Raw genomic sequence first — 14,252 nt, 5'->3', positions numbered from 1 at the left:
CGCTGCGCCGCCCTACGCTGGCAGGATGCGCAATCAGCGTGCCGCGGGGGCGCCCCCGCCCAGGCCGACCAGCCTCGCCGAGTGGCGCGAGGCGGCTGACGGCTCGGCGGGCTCCGTCACCTCCACGCATGCGGAGGGCGACCACGTCGTGGTCGTGCATCGCTGGCGGAAGCCCGGAGCGCCGAGGGTGGTGCTGGTGCACGGCATCGGCATGGGGCAGCAGTACTTCGGCCTGCTGCGCGCCGAGCTCGCGGATGCCTTCGACGTCGTGGCGCTCGATCTGCCCGGCTTCGGCGAGTCGCCCGAGCCTGCCGAGTCGCTGCCGATGGCGGCGCTTGCCGACCTCGTGGCCGCGGCGCTCGAGGCGCATGTGACGATGCCGTGCATCGCGGTCGGCCACTCGATGGGCACGCAGGTGGTGGCCGAGCTCGCGGTGCGGCACCCGGCGCTCGTCGAGCGGCTCGTGCTCATCGCCCCGACCGTGAACTCGCGCGAGCGCTCAGGCTGGAAGCAGGCGCTGCGGCTGCTGCAGGATCTCGCCAACGATCCGCTCATCGTCGCCGCCGTCGGCGCCCGGCTCTACCTGCAGGCCGGGCCGCGCTGGTACCTGCGCAAGCTGCGCACCATGCTCGACCACGACATCCGCCCCCTGCTGCCGCGCATCGCGCAGCCGACGCTGGTGATCCGGGGCGAAGAGGACCGCGTCTCGCCGCGCGGCTGGGTCGAGCAGGTCGCGGCGCTGCTGCCCGACGGCCGGCTGCGCACCGCGGAGGGCAAGGGTCACGAGGCGATGATCACCGGTGCCGAGCCGGTCTCGCGCATGATCGAGGAGTTCGCGCGATGACGATCACTGCCCGCGAGGTGGCCGTCTGGGCGCGCGACTACGCGTTCGCGGCGCGCAAGCACCTGCGCTCGACGCTCGACCCCCGGCCGCCGAGGGTGACCGGGATGCCCGGGGCGCGGGTGCACTGCGTGCTCATCCCCGGCGTCGTGGAGCGCTGGCGGTTCATGGAGCCGCTCGGCAAGCGGCTCGTGGCGGCTGGTCACGCGGTGCACTTCCTGCCGGAGCTCGGCCGCCACCTGATGCCGGTGCGCGAGGCCGCCGCGCTCCTGGCGGCCGCCGTCGACCGGGTCGCCGCGACGCATCCGCAGGCGCAGATCGTGCTCGTCGGCCACTCGAAGGGCGGGCTGACCGGCAAGCGGCTGCTGATCGACCGGGCCCTGCGGCCCGGGCTGCCGCAGCCGGCGGGGCTGGTGGCGCTCGCGACGCCGTTCGCGGGCTCCAGCCGGGCGCGGCTGATGCGCGCCGCCGCGATCCGCGAGTTCGACCCGACGAACGCGCGCCTGCTCGCCCTGGCGGCCGAGCGCGGCGCCGATCTGCGCATCCGGGTGGTGCTGCCTGAGATCGACCCGCACATCCCTGGCAATCAGATCCCCGAGGGCGTCACCGGTGTGCGGCTGCGCGCGAACGGCCACTTCCGGCCGCTCGCGACCGCTGAGGCCGCCCGCGCGGTGCTCGCCGCGATCGACGACCTCACCCGCTGACCCGACGGCGCCATCGCCCGCCGCAGCCGAGGAATGAGGCCTCGGTGCAGGAGTGATGCGTCACTCCTGCATGAACCCCTCAATCGGCTGATGGACGGCAGCGGGGGCGAGCGCGGCGCGCGTCAGCCGGTGCGGCGCAGCTGCACCAGCACCGGGCGGTGGTCGGTGCCCGAGTCGTCGAGGCCCGTGAGCACGCGCGCCGCGACGGGCGTCCAGTCGGGGGTCGCCACCACATGGTCGATGGTGGCGCCCAGCCACGGCGGCGCCCAGGTCGGCCACGTGCCGACCGCGCCGGCGCCCACCGCCGAGGCCGCATCGCGGCAGACGCCCAGATCGCCCATGCCGCCGTCGTCGAGCTCGGTGCGGAACTGCCACCAGTGGTCGACGGTCGAGTTGAAGTCGCCAGCCATCACCACCGAGTCGGAGCCGTCGCACAGCCCGGCGACGAACTCGAGATCGGCGCGCCAGTTGCGCATCTGCTGCGGCACCGGCGCCACCGGGTGCGTCGAGACCAGCACCGGACCGTCGCCGTCGACCGGCCGGGCGATCACGGTCGGGAGCGTGCGCGTGCCGCCCACCGTCTCGTCAGCGCGGTACTCGCCGAGCGCGCTCGAGACGAGCAGGGTGGTGTTGAGCGCGCCGTAGCTGGGGGAGTAGCCGTTCGTCAGCACCCAGAAGGGATTGCCGCGCTCGCGGAGGCGCTCGGCGACCCCGACGCCCAGCGCCTGCGTCGTCTCGGGCAGCATCACCGCATCCGCCCCCGTCTCGTCGATGATGCGGGCGATCTCGTCGGCGCCGGGCTCGTCGCCGAGGGTGTTCCAGGTGAGCACGATGAGGTCGTCGGTCTCGCCGTCGATGCGCTGGGAGGTGTCGAGGCCGCGCGCGACGTGGATGCCGCCGGAGACCAGGCTGAACACGAGCAGCAGCGCGACGACGCCGAGCACGAACGGGCGCACCCGCTTCCACCCGACGAAGCAGAGGAACAGCACGAGCAGCACCAGTGCGATGCCGACCACGCCGACGCGCATCGAGACCACCTGCGCGACGACCGGGGCCTGCTCGAGACCGAACGCCTGTGGCCACGCGGCGACCGTCAGGCACGCCGCGATGACGAGGGCGAGCAGCCAGCCGAGGATCGCGAGCACCCTGCGAGCGTAGGCGATGCGCTCGGGGCCGCGCCGAGGGCTCGCGAGCGCAGGCGAGACGCCCCTGGGCGGTGACCGGTGGCGGGGATCGGTAGCGGGGATCGGTGCCGGCGCGCGAGCGTAGGCTGACGGCATGGAGCGAGACGGTCTGGCGAGTGCCGGCGAGGCGGGCCCAGCGGCCTTCGACTGGGCTGCCGCCGGCCCGGCAGACCTGCACGTGCACTCGCGCGAGTCCGACGGCACGGATGCGCCGGGTGACGTCGTGCGCGCCGCCGTGGCCGCGGGGCTCGGCGTCGTCGCGCTCACCGACCACGACACCGTCTCCGGCTGGGTCGAGGCGACCGCGGCTGCGCACGCCTGCGGCATCGCGCTGCTGCCCGGGGTCGAGTTCTCCTCCCAGATCGGTCCGGCGAGCGTGCACGTGCTCGGCTACCTGCTCGACCCGGAGTCGGCCGCGTTCATGGGCGAGCGCGAGCGCATCCGCGCCGAGCGCATCACCCGCGCGGAGCGCATGGTGCACGCGATCGGCCGCGACTACCCGCTCACCTGGCACCACGTCGAGCAGCACTCGGCGCCGGGGGCGACGATCGGCCGACCGCACATCGCCGACGCGCTCGTCTCGCTCGGCATCGTCACCGATCGCTCGGCGGCATTCGAGGGCATCCTGCACTGGCAGGGCGGCTACTACCAGCCGCACCGCGCCCCTGCGCCCGAGGAGGCGATCGCCATCATCCGCAATGCCGGCGGCGTGTCGGTGCTGGCGCACCCGGGCGGCAGGGGCAGGCCGGTGCTGCGGATGGGTGCGCTCGGCGACCTGGTCGCGGCCGGCTTGGACGGGGTCGAGGTGTGGCACCGCGACAACGACGAGCGCGACCGTCGGCGGCTGCTCGCCGATGCCGAGCGGCTCGATCTGCTGGTGACCGGCTCCAGCGACTACCACGGCTCGGGGAAGCCGAACCGGCTGGGGGAGCACACCACCGATGCGGCGGTGGTCGCCGAGATCGTGCGCCGCGCGACCGGCTGGGCGCCCGTGCTGCCGGTCTGAGGGGGCCGCCAGTCACATGCGGGGCCGCACGCACGGGCGGGATGCAGAACGGCCGCCCCGCTGCTGCGGGACGGCCGTTCGATGCTCGCTGGACGTCAGGCCTGCGGAGCCTGGGGCGCGTTCGCGCCGCCACCGCCGCCGGAGCGGCGGCGTCGGCGGCGCCGCGGCGCCGCGTTACCGTCGTGGTGCTCGCTGCCGCCGCCGTCGTGCGTGCCACGGCCCTCGACCTGTGCGCCGCTCTCGCCACCGGACTGCTGGTCGCGCGACTGCGTCGACGCATCCGTCTGCTGGCCCTCGCCGCTGCCGGAGCGACCGCGGCCGCCGCGACTGCGCCGACGCCGGCCCTCGCCCTCGGTGCGCTCGCTGCTGCCGCTGCGCTCACCGCTGCGCTGGCCGTCGCGGCTGCTGCGCTCGCCACCGCGACCGCCGCGCTCGCTGCGGGCGCCGGGAGCGACGCCCTCGCGCTTGGCCTCCTTGTTGGGCGGGGTCGTCGTGAGACGGCCCTTGACGCCCTGGGGGATGTTCAGGTCGCTGTAGAGGTGCGGGCTCGATGAGTAGGTCTCGACCGGCTCGGGCCTGTTGAACTCGAGCGCGCGGTCGATCAGCGCCCACTTGTGCAGGTCGTCCCAGTCGACGAAGGTGACGGCGATGCCGGTGCGGCCGGCGCGACCCGTGCGGCCCACGCGGTGCAGGTAGGCCTTCTCGTCCTCGGGGAGCGTGTGGTTGATGACGTGCGAGATGTCGTCGACGTCGATGCCGCGCGCGGCGACGTCGGTGGCGACCAGCACATCCTTCTTGCCGGCCTTGAACTGCGCCATCGCGCGCTCGCGCGCCTCCTGGCTCATGTCGCCGTGCACGGCGGTGGCGTTGAAGCCGCGGTCGATGAGCTCCTCGGTGAGCCGCGAGGCAGCGCGCTTGGTGCGCGTGAACACGACGATCTTGCCGCGCCCCTCGGCCTGCAGGATGCGCGAGACGACCTCGTCCTTGTCGAGCGAGTGCGCGCGGTAGACGATGTGCTCGATGTTCGCCTGCGCGATGGTCTCGTCGACGCCGGCGGCACGGATGTGCAGCGGGCGCGACATGAAGCGGCGCGCGAGCGCCACGATCGCACCCGGCATGGTGGCCGAGAACAGCATCGTGTGCCGCACCTCCGGCACCTTGGAGAAGAGCTTCTCGACGTCGGGCAGGAAGCCCAGGTCGAGCATGCGGTCGGCCTCGTCGAGCACCATCACCTTGACCTTGGAGAGGTCGAGGATGCGCTGCTGCACGAGGTCGAGGAGGCGGCCGGGAGTGCCGACCACGATTTGGGCGCCGGCCTTCAGCTGGTCGATCTGGCCCTCGTAGGCCTTGCCGCCGTAGATGGAGACGACCGTCGTCGGACGGTTGGAGGTGATGAGCTCCATGTCCTCGGTCACCTGCACGGCGAGCTCGCGCGTCGGCACGACGATGAGCGCCTGCACGCCCGGCTCGGGCGTCGGGCCCAGCCGCTGGGAGAGGGGGAGGCCGAAGGCGAAGGTCTTGCCGGTGCCGGTCTTGGCCTGGCCGATGATGTCCTGGCCGGACAGCGCGAGGGGGATCGTCTGCTGCTGGATCGGGAAGGGCTCGAGGATGCCGCGGTCGGCGAGCGCCTGGACCATGTCGGCGTCGATGTTGAGGTCTTGGAAAGTCAAAGGAGTGTTCCGCCTGTTCGTATGCTCCGACGATCCTACCGGCGGCATGCGTCGGAAGGCTCCGCCTCGCCCCTAGACTCCTGGACGTGGTGAAGTGGTTCGACCGGACGCCGCGCGACGTGACGCGCCAGCTCCTGCGGCAGCACCGGGCGCCGGTGCTCGGCGACAGGGTGCTGCTCTCCGACGTGCGGCCCGCGCTGGTGCCCTTCGTCGGCCAGGCGCTCGCGCTCGAGCTCGCCCTGGTCGCCAAGGCCGGCGGCGTGCTCGAGCAGGCGCCATCGCTCGAGGCTCGCATCGCGCTCGCCGAGGTCGTGCGCATCCACGCGAGCCGCGCAGGCGCCTTCGCGCGCATCCTGGACGGCGAGGACGTCGAGGCGGATGCGGCACTGCGGCCGTTCACGGAGTCCACCCGTGACTTCACCCGCGCGATCGACGGCGCCGACTGGTACGAGCAGCTGCTCGCCATCCACGTCGCGTCCGGCCTGCTGGAGGACTTCTTCGTCGCGATCGTGCCCGGCCTGCCGGAGGATGATCAGGACGCCATGCTGCGCGCCCTGCGCGGCGAGAGCGCCCATCCGCACATGGTGCGGCTGCTGCTCGGGGCGATCGAGGGCACGCCGCGCCTCTCCGACCGCATGGCGGTCTGGGGCCGACGGCTGGTCGGCGACGTGCTGCTGCAGATGTACCTGGCGGTGAACGGCCCGGATGCCACCGGCCGCGCGGTGCCGAGCCAGGCCAGGCTCGAGCCGGCGTTCAACGACATCGTCGCCTCGCACACCCGCCGCATGGACGAACTGGGCCTGACGGCCTGAGCCGCGCGGGCCGCGAGGCCGATCAGGCCTTCGTCGCCCGCAGCTCGGTCAGGTAGCGCTCGTCGGCGTGCGCGCGCCGGTTGGGCAGCGCACGCGGGATCACGATCGACACGATCAGCGAGGCGAGCAGGCTCAGGATCCACAGCCAGCCGTTGTCGGTGGTCGCACCCATGAGTGCGCCGATCGTCCACACCAGGCCGGCGGCCGCAGCAGCGGCCAGCGGATTGAGGAACAGGCCCACCCATTCGCGGCCCGGCAGCAGGTAGCGCGCGAGCAGGCCGATCGCGGCGCCCATCACCATCGGCACGAGCACCAGGATGGGCAGCATCAGGCGACGAACCCGATCTTGCGAGTCGACTCGCTGCCGATCTCGACGTAGGCGATGCCGGTGCTGGGCACGATGTAGCGGCGGCCCTTGGCATCGTCGAGCGTCAGGTGGCCCGACTCGAGCGCCGCCACCACGAGCTCTTCGACCTCCTTGGCGGTCTGAGCCGAGTCGAACGCGATCTCTCGCGCAGAGTCCTTGATGCCGATGCGGATGTCCATGCTCCTGAGGATAGGCGATCGCCGCGCCGCCGCATGCCGCGTCCGCGCCCGGCGAACACCGAGGCCGGAGGGCCGCGCGCCCGGTGTCGGCGGCCGTCGATACCGTGGCGCTGTGCTTGCCGAACCCGCTGTGCCTGTCGAACCCGCTGCGACCCACCAGCCGCCGACCCTCGACGCCTCCCAGCGCGCCGTGCTCGCACTGCCTGCCGACGCATCCGCCATCGTGCTCGGTGTCGCGGGCTCCGGCAAGACCACCACGCTGGTCGAGCTGGCCGCCGACCGCCTCGACCAGCGGCGCACCGATCGCCTCGGGCCCGCCGAGCTGCTGGTGGTGGCGGGCTCGCGGCAGGCGGCCACCTCGCTGCGCGACCGGCTGGCGGCCCGCACGGCGCTCGTCACCCCCGGCCCGCTCGCGCGCTCGATGCCGTCGTTCGCCCACGCCGTGCTGACCGAAGCCGCACTCGCGGAGGGCCGCCCGGCCCCGCAGCTGCTCTCGGGCGCCGAGCAGGATCGCATCATCGCCGCCATGCTCGCCGGCCACGCCGACGATGCTGCGACGGGCCTCGCCGCCGGCCCCGACTGGCCCGAGCACCTGGGCCCGGAGGTGCGCGAGCAGCCTGGCTTCCGCGCCGAGCTGCGCGAGCTGATGGCCGCCGCCGCCGAGCGGGGGATCGGGGCGGATGCGCTGGCGCAGCGGGGCAGGGAGCGCGACGTTCCCGAGTGGGTGGCGGCAGCGACCTTCACGGCGGAGTTCGAACGGCTGCAGCGGCTCGAGCGGCGCGGCGCAGACGCGGTCACCGCCGCCTCGCTGCTGCGCACGGCGGCCACGAGGATCGCCACGACCGACGTTCCGGTGCCCGCGCTCGTGCTGGTCGACGATGCGCAGGAGCTCACCGAGGGCGCCGTCGTGCTGCTGGAGGCGCTGCGGCGGCGCGGCGCGGCCGTGATCGCGTTCGGCGATCCCGACACCACCACGGGCGGCTTCCGCGGTGCCGACCCGGCGCTGCTCGCGAAGCTGCCCGCGCGGCTGGGCTTCGCCGACCGCGCCGGCCATCGGCTGGTGCTGCAGCGCGACCACCGCCACGGCGCCGGCATCCGCGCATTCGCGGCGAAGCTCGCGGAGGGGATCGGCGCGGCGGGCGCGAGCGACCACCGTGTCGCCGGGCCTTCCCCGGCGGTGCAGGGCGTCGTCGAGCTGCGCGTGGCCGACTCGCTCGAGGAGCAGGCGCGGCAGATCGCGCGGGTCATCCACGATCGGCGGCTGGCCGGCGTCCCGCACGACGCGATCGGCGTCATCATGCGCACCGGCCGCGCGGCTGCCGAGCTGGCCTCGATGCTCTCGGCCCTCGACGTCCCCATCGCCTCCGGCGGTCCAACGCGGCTGCGCGAGGCGCCGGTGGTCGAGGCGCTCGTGCAGGTGCTCGCGCTCGCGACCGGGCGGGTGCCGCTGACCGGCGAGCTCGCCGAGCAGCTGCTGCGCAGCGACCTGCTGGGGCTCGACGCGCTGGCGGTGCGCCGCCTCAAGCGGGCGCTGCGGCACCGCATCATCGCCGGCGGGGGCGAGGTGCACGTGCCCGGTGCCGAGCTCGTCCGGGCGGCCATCGAACGACCCGACGACCTCGCCGAGCTGCGCGGGGCGCGCGCCGGCGCCTCTGCGGCCCGCCGTCTCGCGACGATGCTGCGCGAGGCCCGCTCGCTCGTCGAGGCAGCGGCGCCCGCGTCGGCTGATCAGGTGCTGTGGGCGGCGTGGGCCGCCGCCGGCGTCGCCGACACCTGGCAGCGCGCCGCGCTCGAGGGCGGCAGCGTCGAGCGCGCGCTCGCGAACCGGCGGCTCGACGCCGTCGTGGCGCTCTTCGACCAGGTCGCGCGACTCATCGAGCGCCGGCCCGATATCGACACCGCCGGCTTCGTCGACGCCTGGCTCGCCTCCAGCGTCGATGACGACTCGCTCGCGGCGCGCACCGAGGGCGCCAGGGTCGCGATCGGCACGCCCGGTCAGTTCGTCGGGCGCGAGCTCGACACGGTCGTCGTCGCCGGCCTGCAGGAGGGCGTCTGGCCCAACCTGCGACCGCGCGGCTCGCTGCTCGGTGCCAACCGGCTCGACGGCGACAGCACCGACGATGCGCGCACCGCCGTGCTGCACGACGAGCTGCGCACGTTCGCGAAGGCCGTGTCGACCGCGCGCACGACCGTCGTGCTCGCGGCCGTCGAGAGCGACGACGAGCAGCCCTCGCCGTTCACCGCCGGCGCGACGCGGGTGCCGCCGCACGCCGAGGCCTGGCACTCGCTGCGCTCGCTCGCGGCGCACCTGCGCAGGCGCGTGGTCGAGCGCGACGACGAGGCGGCGGCCGCGGCGCTGCAGCGGCTCGCCGCCGAGGGCGTGCCGGGCGCCGCGACCTCGGATTGGGCGGGCCTCGCTCCGGTGAGCACCGAGGCGCGGCTCGACCTCGACGACGCCGTCGTCGCCTCGCCGTCCTCGCTGCAGAAGCTCGACGAGTGCCAGGTCGCCTGGGTCATCGACCGGCTCGCGGGATCGACCTCCAACCGCGCAGCGGGCTTCGGCACGATCGTGCACGAGGCGGTCGAGACGGCCGACCCGACCGATGCCGCTGCCCTCGAGGCCGCGATCGATGCTCGAGTCGGCGAGCTGGTGCACGAGTCGACCTGGGAGGCCGCGGCGCAGCGCGCCGACATCCCGCCGGTCGCAGCGCAGATCGCCGACTACTTCCAGCGGCTGCGCGGCGAGCGCTGGCGGGTCGATGCGGGCGAGCACGAGGCACGCTTCACGGTCGCGTTCGACGACGGCAGCCAGCTCAAGGGCTCGATCGACTGGCTCGAGCACGGCGCCGACGGCACCGTGCGGGTCGTCGACCTGAAGACCGGCAAGAAGAAGCCCGAGAACCATGCCGAGCTCGGCAACCTGCAGCTGCGGGCCTACCAGTTCGCGGTCTCGCTCGGCGCGATCGAGGGCGTGCCCGCCGAGTCGAAGACCGAGGCGCGGCTCTTCATGCCGCGGGTCGGCACCGTCAAGAAGGTCGTCGAGACGCCTGAGTTCGAGGCCGTGCGCGAGCACTTCGCCGAGCACCTGCGCGCGGCGATCGAGACCATGGGCGGTGCAGCCTTCTCGGCGTCGCCGGCCGAGCACTGCTACGACGACTTCTCCTTCGGTCAGTGCTCCATCCACGTCCTCCCGGAGGTCACCGAATGACGTACAGCCCCGACGAGCTCGCCGAGCTGCTCGCCGCCGCGAAGGGCGAGCGGCCGCTGCCGCCCACGGACGAGCAGCGCGCGGTCATCCAGGCTCCGCACGCTCCGACGCTGGTCGTCGCCGGCGCCGGCAGCGGCAAGACCCACACCATGGCGCAGCGCGTGCTCTGGCTGGTCGCCAACAAGCACGCCATGCCAGACGAGGTGCTGGGCCTGACGTTCACGCGCAAGGCCGCGCGCGAACTGGCAGAGCGGCTCGACAAGGAGCTCGCGCAGCTCGCCGCCGCGAAGCTCGTCGACGAGGAGATCGTCGCCACCCGCAAGCCCGTCGTGCAGACCTACAACTCGTTCGCCGGCACGCTCTTCAAGGAGTGGGCGCTGCTCATCGGGCGCGACCCCGACTCCGAGGTGCTCTCCGATCCCGCTGCGCTGCTGCTGGCGCTGCGCATCGCGCGCGCCTCCGACGATCAGCGGCTCGCGGGCATCGGCACCGCCACCCGGGTGGCCGAGCACGTGCTGCGCCTGGCCGGCGAGCTCGGTGACCACCACGTCTCCACCGAGCAGCTGCGGCAGGCGGGCTACGCCTCGGCGTTCACCGCGAAGGCCGACCTGCCGCCGGACCCCGCCGCCAAGCGCGCGCTTGCGCAGAAGGCGCAGCAGGACTTCGACGCCGACATCTCCCGGATCGGTGCGCTCGCGCCGCTCAGCGAGCTCGTCGACGCGTTCGACGAGCAGAAGCGGCGCCTTGGCGTCGTGCAGTTCAGCGACCAGGTGCGCTTCGCCCTCGATGCGCTGCTCGCGCACGGCGGGGCCGTCGACGAGCTGCGCGAGCGGCACCGCTTCGTGCTGCTCGACGAGTTCCAGGACACCTCGGTGCTGCAGCTCGAGCTGCTCGGCAGGATCTTCCACGACACCCCGGTCATGGCCGTCGGCGACCCCAACCAGGCCATCTACGGCTTCCGCGGGGCCAGCGCCGGCACCCTCGCGCTCTTCGAGCGCCACTTCGGCGCCACCGCGAAGGCGACGCTGTCGACGAGCTGGCGCAACGACAGCGCCATCCTGCAGCTCGCGGGCGCCATCGCCGACGAGCTGCCGAAGCGCCCCGAGGTGCCGGTCGAGCCGCTCTCGGCGCGCGCAGGGGCGGGCGCCGGCGAGGTCGCCGTCCGGCACTGCAGCACCGTCGACGAGGAGGCCGACGAGCTCGCCGGCTGGCTGCGGCAGCACGGTGCAGGCGGCGGCGACACCACCGCCGCGGTGCTCGTGCGCACGCACGGCCACGCCATCGACCTCTCCAGCGCGCTCGCCGCCCGCGGCCTGACCGTCTCGCGCACTGGCGGCGGCGGCCTGCTCGAGGATCCCGCCGTCGTCGACCTGGTCGCGGCATTGCGGGTGCTCGGCCGCCCGGAGGAGGGGTCGAGCCTCGTGCGACTCCTGGCCGGCAGCCGCTGGCGCATCGGCGTCGCCGACCTGATGGCGCTGCAGCGCTCCGCGCAGCGCATGGCGCGCGCTGGGCTGAGCGACGAGCAGCGCGACCGCGATCGTGCCGCGGTCGTCGCCGAGGCCTCGTCGTCGATCGTCGACGCGCTCGACGCGCTCGCCGAGGGTGCCGCGCTCGAGGGCGCGAGCGACGAGGGCACGGCACGGATGCGGCAGGCGGCGACGCTGCTGCGCGAGCTGCGCAGGCAGGCCGGAATGCCGCTGCCCGACTACGTGCGGACGGTCGAGCGCGCGCTGCGCCTCGACATCGAGGTGGGCGCGAACCCCGGCCGCACGAGTGCGGCGCTCGACGCCTTCTCGCGCGAGGTGCAGGCGTTCGCCTCGGCGGACGAGCATGGCACCCTCGAGGCGCTGCTCACCTACCTCGAGGCGGTGGAGCGCGGGCGCGGCCCCGATGCGCCGCAGGAGGAGCCGCGACCGGGGGTCGTGCAGGTGCTCACGATGCACGCCTCCAAGGGCCTCGAGTGGGATGTCGTCGCGCTGCCCCGGCTCGCGCAGGCGCGGAAGGATCCCAGCTCGCGGGGCTGGCTCGACTGGGGCAAGCTGCCGTTCCCGCTGCGCGGCGACGCGGCGATGCTGCCGCAGCTCGAGCATGAGCAGCCGACCATCCACGACTACCTGGCCGCACGCGGGGAGTTCCTCGCGCAGCTCGCCGAGCACGGTGCGTCGGAGGGCGACCGCCTCTCCTACGTCGCCGTCACCCGCGCGCGCCGCGCGCTCTGGCTCTCGGGCGCCCAGTGGTACGGCACCGGCACGACGCCGGCGAAGCCGACCCGCTTGCTCGAGCTCGCCGCCGAGTCGATGGGCGTCGAGCTGCTCGAGCCGGCCTCGAAGGAGGACGGCAATCCGCGAGCGGGCGGCTCCGCAGTGGTGTCCTGGCCCGTCGACCCCCTCGGCCGGCGCCGCACTGAGGTCGAGCGCGCCGCCGCCCGCGTCGACGCGGCCGACCCGACGCAGGCGACCCCGTGGGATGCCGCGATCGCGCTGCTGCTCGCCGACCGTGTGCAGACGGCACTGACCCTGCCCAGCCGCATCGCCGCATCCGGATTCAAGGACTGGGCCGCCGACCCCGTCGCGGTCGCCAGGCAGATCGCGCGCCCGATGCCCCAGCAGCCGTTCGCGGCCACCAGGCTCGGCACGCTCTTCCACGGCTGGGTGGAGCGCCGCGACGGCGCCATGGGGCTGGGCGACGCGGTCGACGACGAGGCGCTCGACGAGGAGCTCGTGGGCATCGACGCGGAGCGGCTCGAGCGGCTCAAGCAGACGTTCCTCGCCTCGCCCTACGGCGCCAGGCAGCCCGTCGAGACCGAGATCGAGATCCACCTGCCGCTCGCGGGCACGACGGTGGTGTGCAAGATCGACGCCGTCTACCGCGACGGCGACCGTGCGACCGTCGTCGACTGGAAGACCGGGCGCCTGCCCTCAGGCGCGGCCGACCTCGAGTCGCGGCAGCTGCAGCTGGCGCTGTACCGCGCGGCCTACGCGGCGCACGCGGGGCTCGACCCCGAGCAGGTCGACGCCGAGCTGTACTTCGTCGAGCACGACACGACGATCAGGCCGGAGCGCATCGAGTCCCTCGCCGAGCTCGAGGCCCGGTGGCTGCAGGCGCAGCAGGCGGTGGCGGAGGCCTCAGCGCTCGGCTGAGGCGTCGTCGATGCGGCCGGTCTCGTCGTCGGCGCCGGCGGCATCGGCGTCGCGCGCCACCGGGTTCTCGACGACCTCCGTCGGCTGCTCGGCGGGCGCCGAGACGACCGCCCCGCCCAGGTACTCCTGCACCCCCGTGAGATCCATCGTCTCGAGCCGCTCCGGCGCGATCGCGGCGCCCTGATCGCTGTCCACCCGCGCGACCAGGCCGGCGAGCATGCCCTTGGCGTCCTCGACGATCGATGCGTCGTCCCGCTCGGCGCCGTGCAGCAGCCAGCGCGCGATGTCGAGCTCTGCGTGCAGCATCGCCCGCTGCCGCACCTGGCGGTCGCCGATGCCGCGCGCGGCGGCGTGCGCCTCGAAGGCCTCGTCGACGCTGCCGAACTCGCTCGAGCCGAGCAGGAACGCCAGGTCGCGGGCGGGATCGCCGATCGAGAGCCCGTGCCAGCCGTCGAGCCCGACCACGCGAGGGCCCTCCACCCGGAAGGCGGGCGCCTGCAGGTCGCCGTGCACGAGCGTCGGCTTGAACTGCCAGAGCCGGTCGTCGCCGAGTGCCGTCTCCCAGCGATGCAGCAGCGCCGTCGGCACCGATCCGGTGGCAGCAGCGCGGTCGAAGGTCTCGAGCAGCCGCGCGCGCAGCGACGCCGCGCTCTCGCTGGCCAGACCCGCGTCTGCCGCGACGGAGGTCGGGAGCTCGTGGACCGCGGCGATCGCCTGGCCGACGCTCACGGCCAAGCCGGGCTTCGCCGGCGAGATGTCGGCGAGCCGCATGGTCGTGCCGCCGAGTCGGGTGAGCACGAACAGCGTCGACTTGCCAGCCTCGGTCGTGCCCAGCACCGAGGGCACCTCGAACGGCAGCCGCGAGCGGGTCGCGAGGGTGAGGGCGCTGAGCGCGGAGGCGTGCTCCTTCGCGGTGCGCAGCGCGGTGACCGAGCGGGGCAGCACCACCTGCACCGTCTCGCCGTCGGCGAGGCGCGCCGCGACCAGTGAGCGATGCTCGTCGGAGCCGTCCTCCGTCGCGCCGACGACCTCGAGGCCGTCGACTGCGGTGGTGGCGAGCGCGGCTAGAGTGAAGGGGTTCGTGCTCATGGATGCCAGGCTAGGCCGACCTCGCTCGCAGGAGGCCGCGCCACGCGACGGA

At 74.1% G+C, this 14,252-nt stretch carries 11 protein-coding genes; 6 read left to right on the top strand and 5 right to left on the bottom strand.

Annotated features, from left to right (window positions below; all coding sequences use genetic code 11):
- Window positions 1-25: 25 nt before the first annotated feature.
- A complete protein-coding gene (locus tag J1M46_RS06640; RefSeq protein ID WP_206447103.1) occupies window positions 26-844 on the top strand; it encodes an alpha/beta fold hydrolase in 819 nt (272 codons plus the stop codon).
- Complete coding sequence (locus J1M46_RS06635; protein WP_206447102.1) at window positions 841-1,545, top strand: esterase/lipase family protein; 705 nt, start codon at window positions 841-843, stop codon at window positions 1,543-1,545. The genes J1M46_RS06640 and J1M46_RS06635 overlap by 4 nt, the downstream gene beginning before the upstream one ends.
- Before the next feature lie 122 nt (window positions 1,546-1,667).
- Here the strand turns inward: J1M46_RS06635 and J1M46_RS06630 are convergent, their stop codons facing one another.
- The gene (locus J1M46_RS06630; protein WP_206447101.1) at window positions 1,668-2,690 is read right to left on the bottom strand and encodes an endonuclease/exonuclease/phosphatase family protein; all 1,023 of its coding nucleotides are present in this window, start codon (window positions 2,688-2,690) and stop codon (window positions 1,668-1,670) included.
- Between the two features lie 133 nt (window positions 2,691-2,823).
- Here J1M46_RS06630 and J1M46_RS06625 point away from each other — a divergent pair, with 133 nt between their 5' ends.
- On the top strand, window positions 2,824-3,735 hold the full coding sequence (locus J1M46_RS06625; protein ID WP_206447100.1) for a PHP domain-containing protein: 912 nt from the start codon (window positions 2,824-2,826) through the stop codon (window positions 3,733-3,735).
- 95 nt (window positions 3,736-3,830) lie between these two features.
- On the opposite strand, the gene J1M46_RS06620 is transcribed toward J1M46_RS06625, so the two are convergent.
- Window positions 3,831-5,453, bottom strand: a complete 1,623-nt coding sequence (locus J1M46_RS06620; RefSeq protein WP_446698566.1) for a DEAD/DEAH box helicase — start codon at window positions 5,451-5,453, stop codon at window positions 3,831-3,833.
- Window positions 5,454-5,491: 38 nt separating this feature from the next.
- Here J1M46_RS06620 and J1M46_RS06615 point away from each other — a divergent pair, with 38 nt between their 5' ends.
- Window positions 5,492-6,217 (top strand): ferritin-like fold-containing protein, encoded by a 726-nt coding sequence (locus J1M46_RS06615; protein ID WP_206447098.1) that lies wholly within the window; start codon window positions 5,492-5,494, stop codon window positions 6,215-6,217.
- A 22-nt stretch (window positions 6,218-6,239) separates the two neighbouring features.
- On the opposite strand, the gene J1M46_RS06610 is transcribed toward J1M46_RS06615, so the two are convergent.
- Window positions 6,240-6,545: a hypothetical protein gene (locus J1M46_RS06610; RefSeq protein ID WP_206447097.1), complete on the bottom strand. Its 306-nt coding sequence runs from the start codon at window positions 6,543-6,545 to the stop codon at window positions 6,240-6,242.
- A complete protein-coding gene (locus J1M46_RS06605; protein ID WP_206447096.1) occupies window positions 6,545-6,763 on the bottom strand; it encodes a DUF3107 domain-containing protein in 219 nt (72 codons plus the stop codon). The genes J1M46_RS06610 and J1M46_RS06605 overlap by 1 nt, the downstream gene beginning before the upstream one ends.
- 112 nt (window positions 6,764-6,875) lie before the next feature.
- Between J1M46_RS06605 and J1M46_RS06600 the strand changes: the two genes are divergently transcribed.
- Window positions 6,876-9,971 carry a PD-(D/E)XK nuclease family protein gene (locus tag J1M46_RS06600; RefSeq protein WP_206447095.1) on the top strand — a complete coding sequence of 1,032 codons (3,096 nt, stop codon included), beginning with the start codon at window positions 6,876-6,878 and terminating at the stop codon, window positions 9,969-9,971.
- Entirely contained in the window at window positions 9,968-13,111 is a 3,144-nt protein-coding gene (locus J1M46_RS06595) for an ATP-dependent DNA helicase (protein ID WP_206447094.1), read from the top strand. Before J1M46_RS06600 ends, J1M46_RS06595 begins: the two co-directional genes overlap by 4 nt.
- On the opposite strand, the gene J1M46_RS06590 is transcribed toward J1M46_RS06595, so the two are convergent.
- Window positions 13,097-14,200: a phosphotransferase gene (locus J1M46_RS06590; RefSeq protein WP_206447093.1), complete on the bottom strand. Its 1,104-nt coding sequence runs from the start codon at window positions 14,198-14,200 to the stop codon at window positions 13,097-13,099. The genes J1M46_RS06595 and J1M46_RS06590 overlap by 15 nt on opposite strands.
- Window positions 14,201-14,252: the final 52 nt, after the last annotated feature.

Source organism: Agrococcus sp. KRD186 (genome assembly GCF_017168255.1).
Classification (GTDB): domain Bacteria; phylum Actinomycetota; class Actinomycetes; order Actinomycetales; family Microbacteriaceae; genus Agrococcus.
Note: the sequence above shows the minus strand (reverse complement) of the source record. Positions and strands in the feature narration are given on the sequence as shown.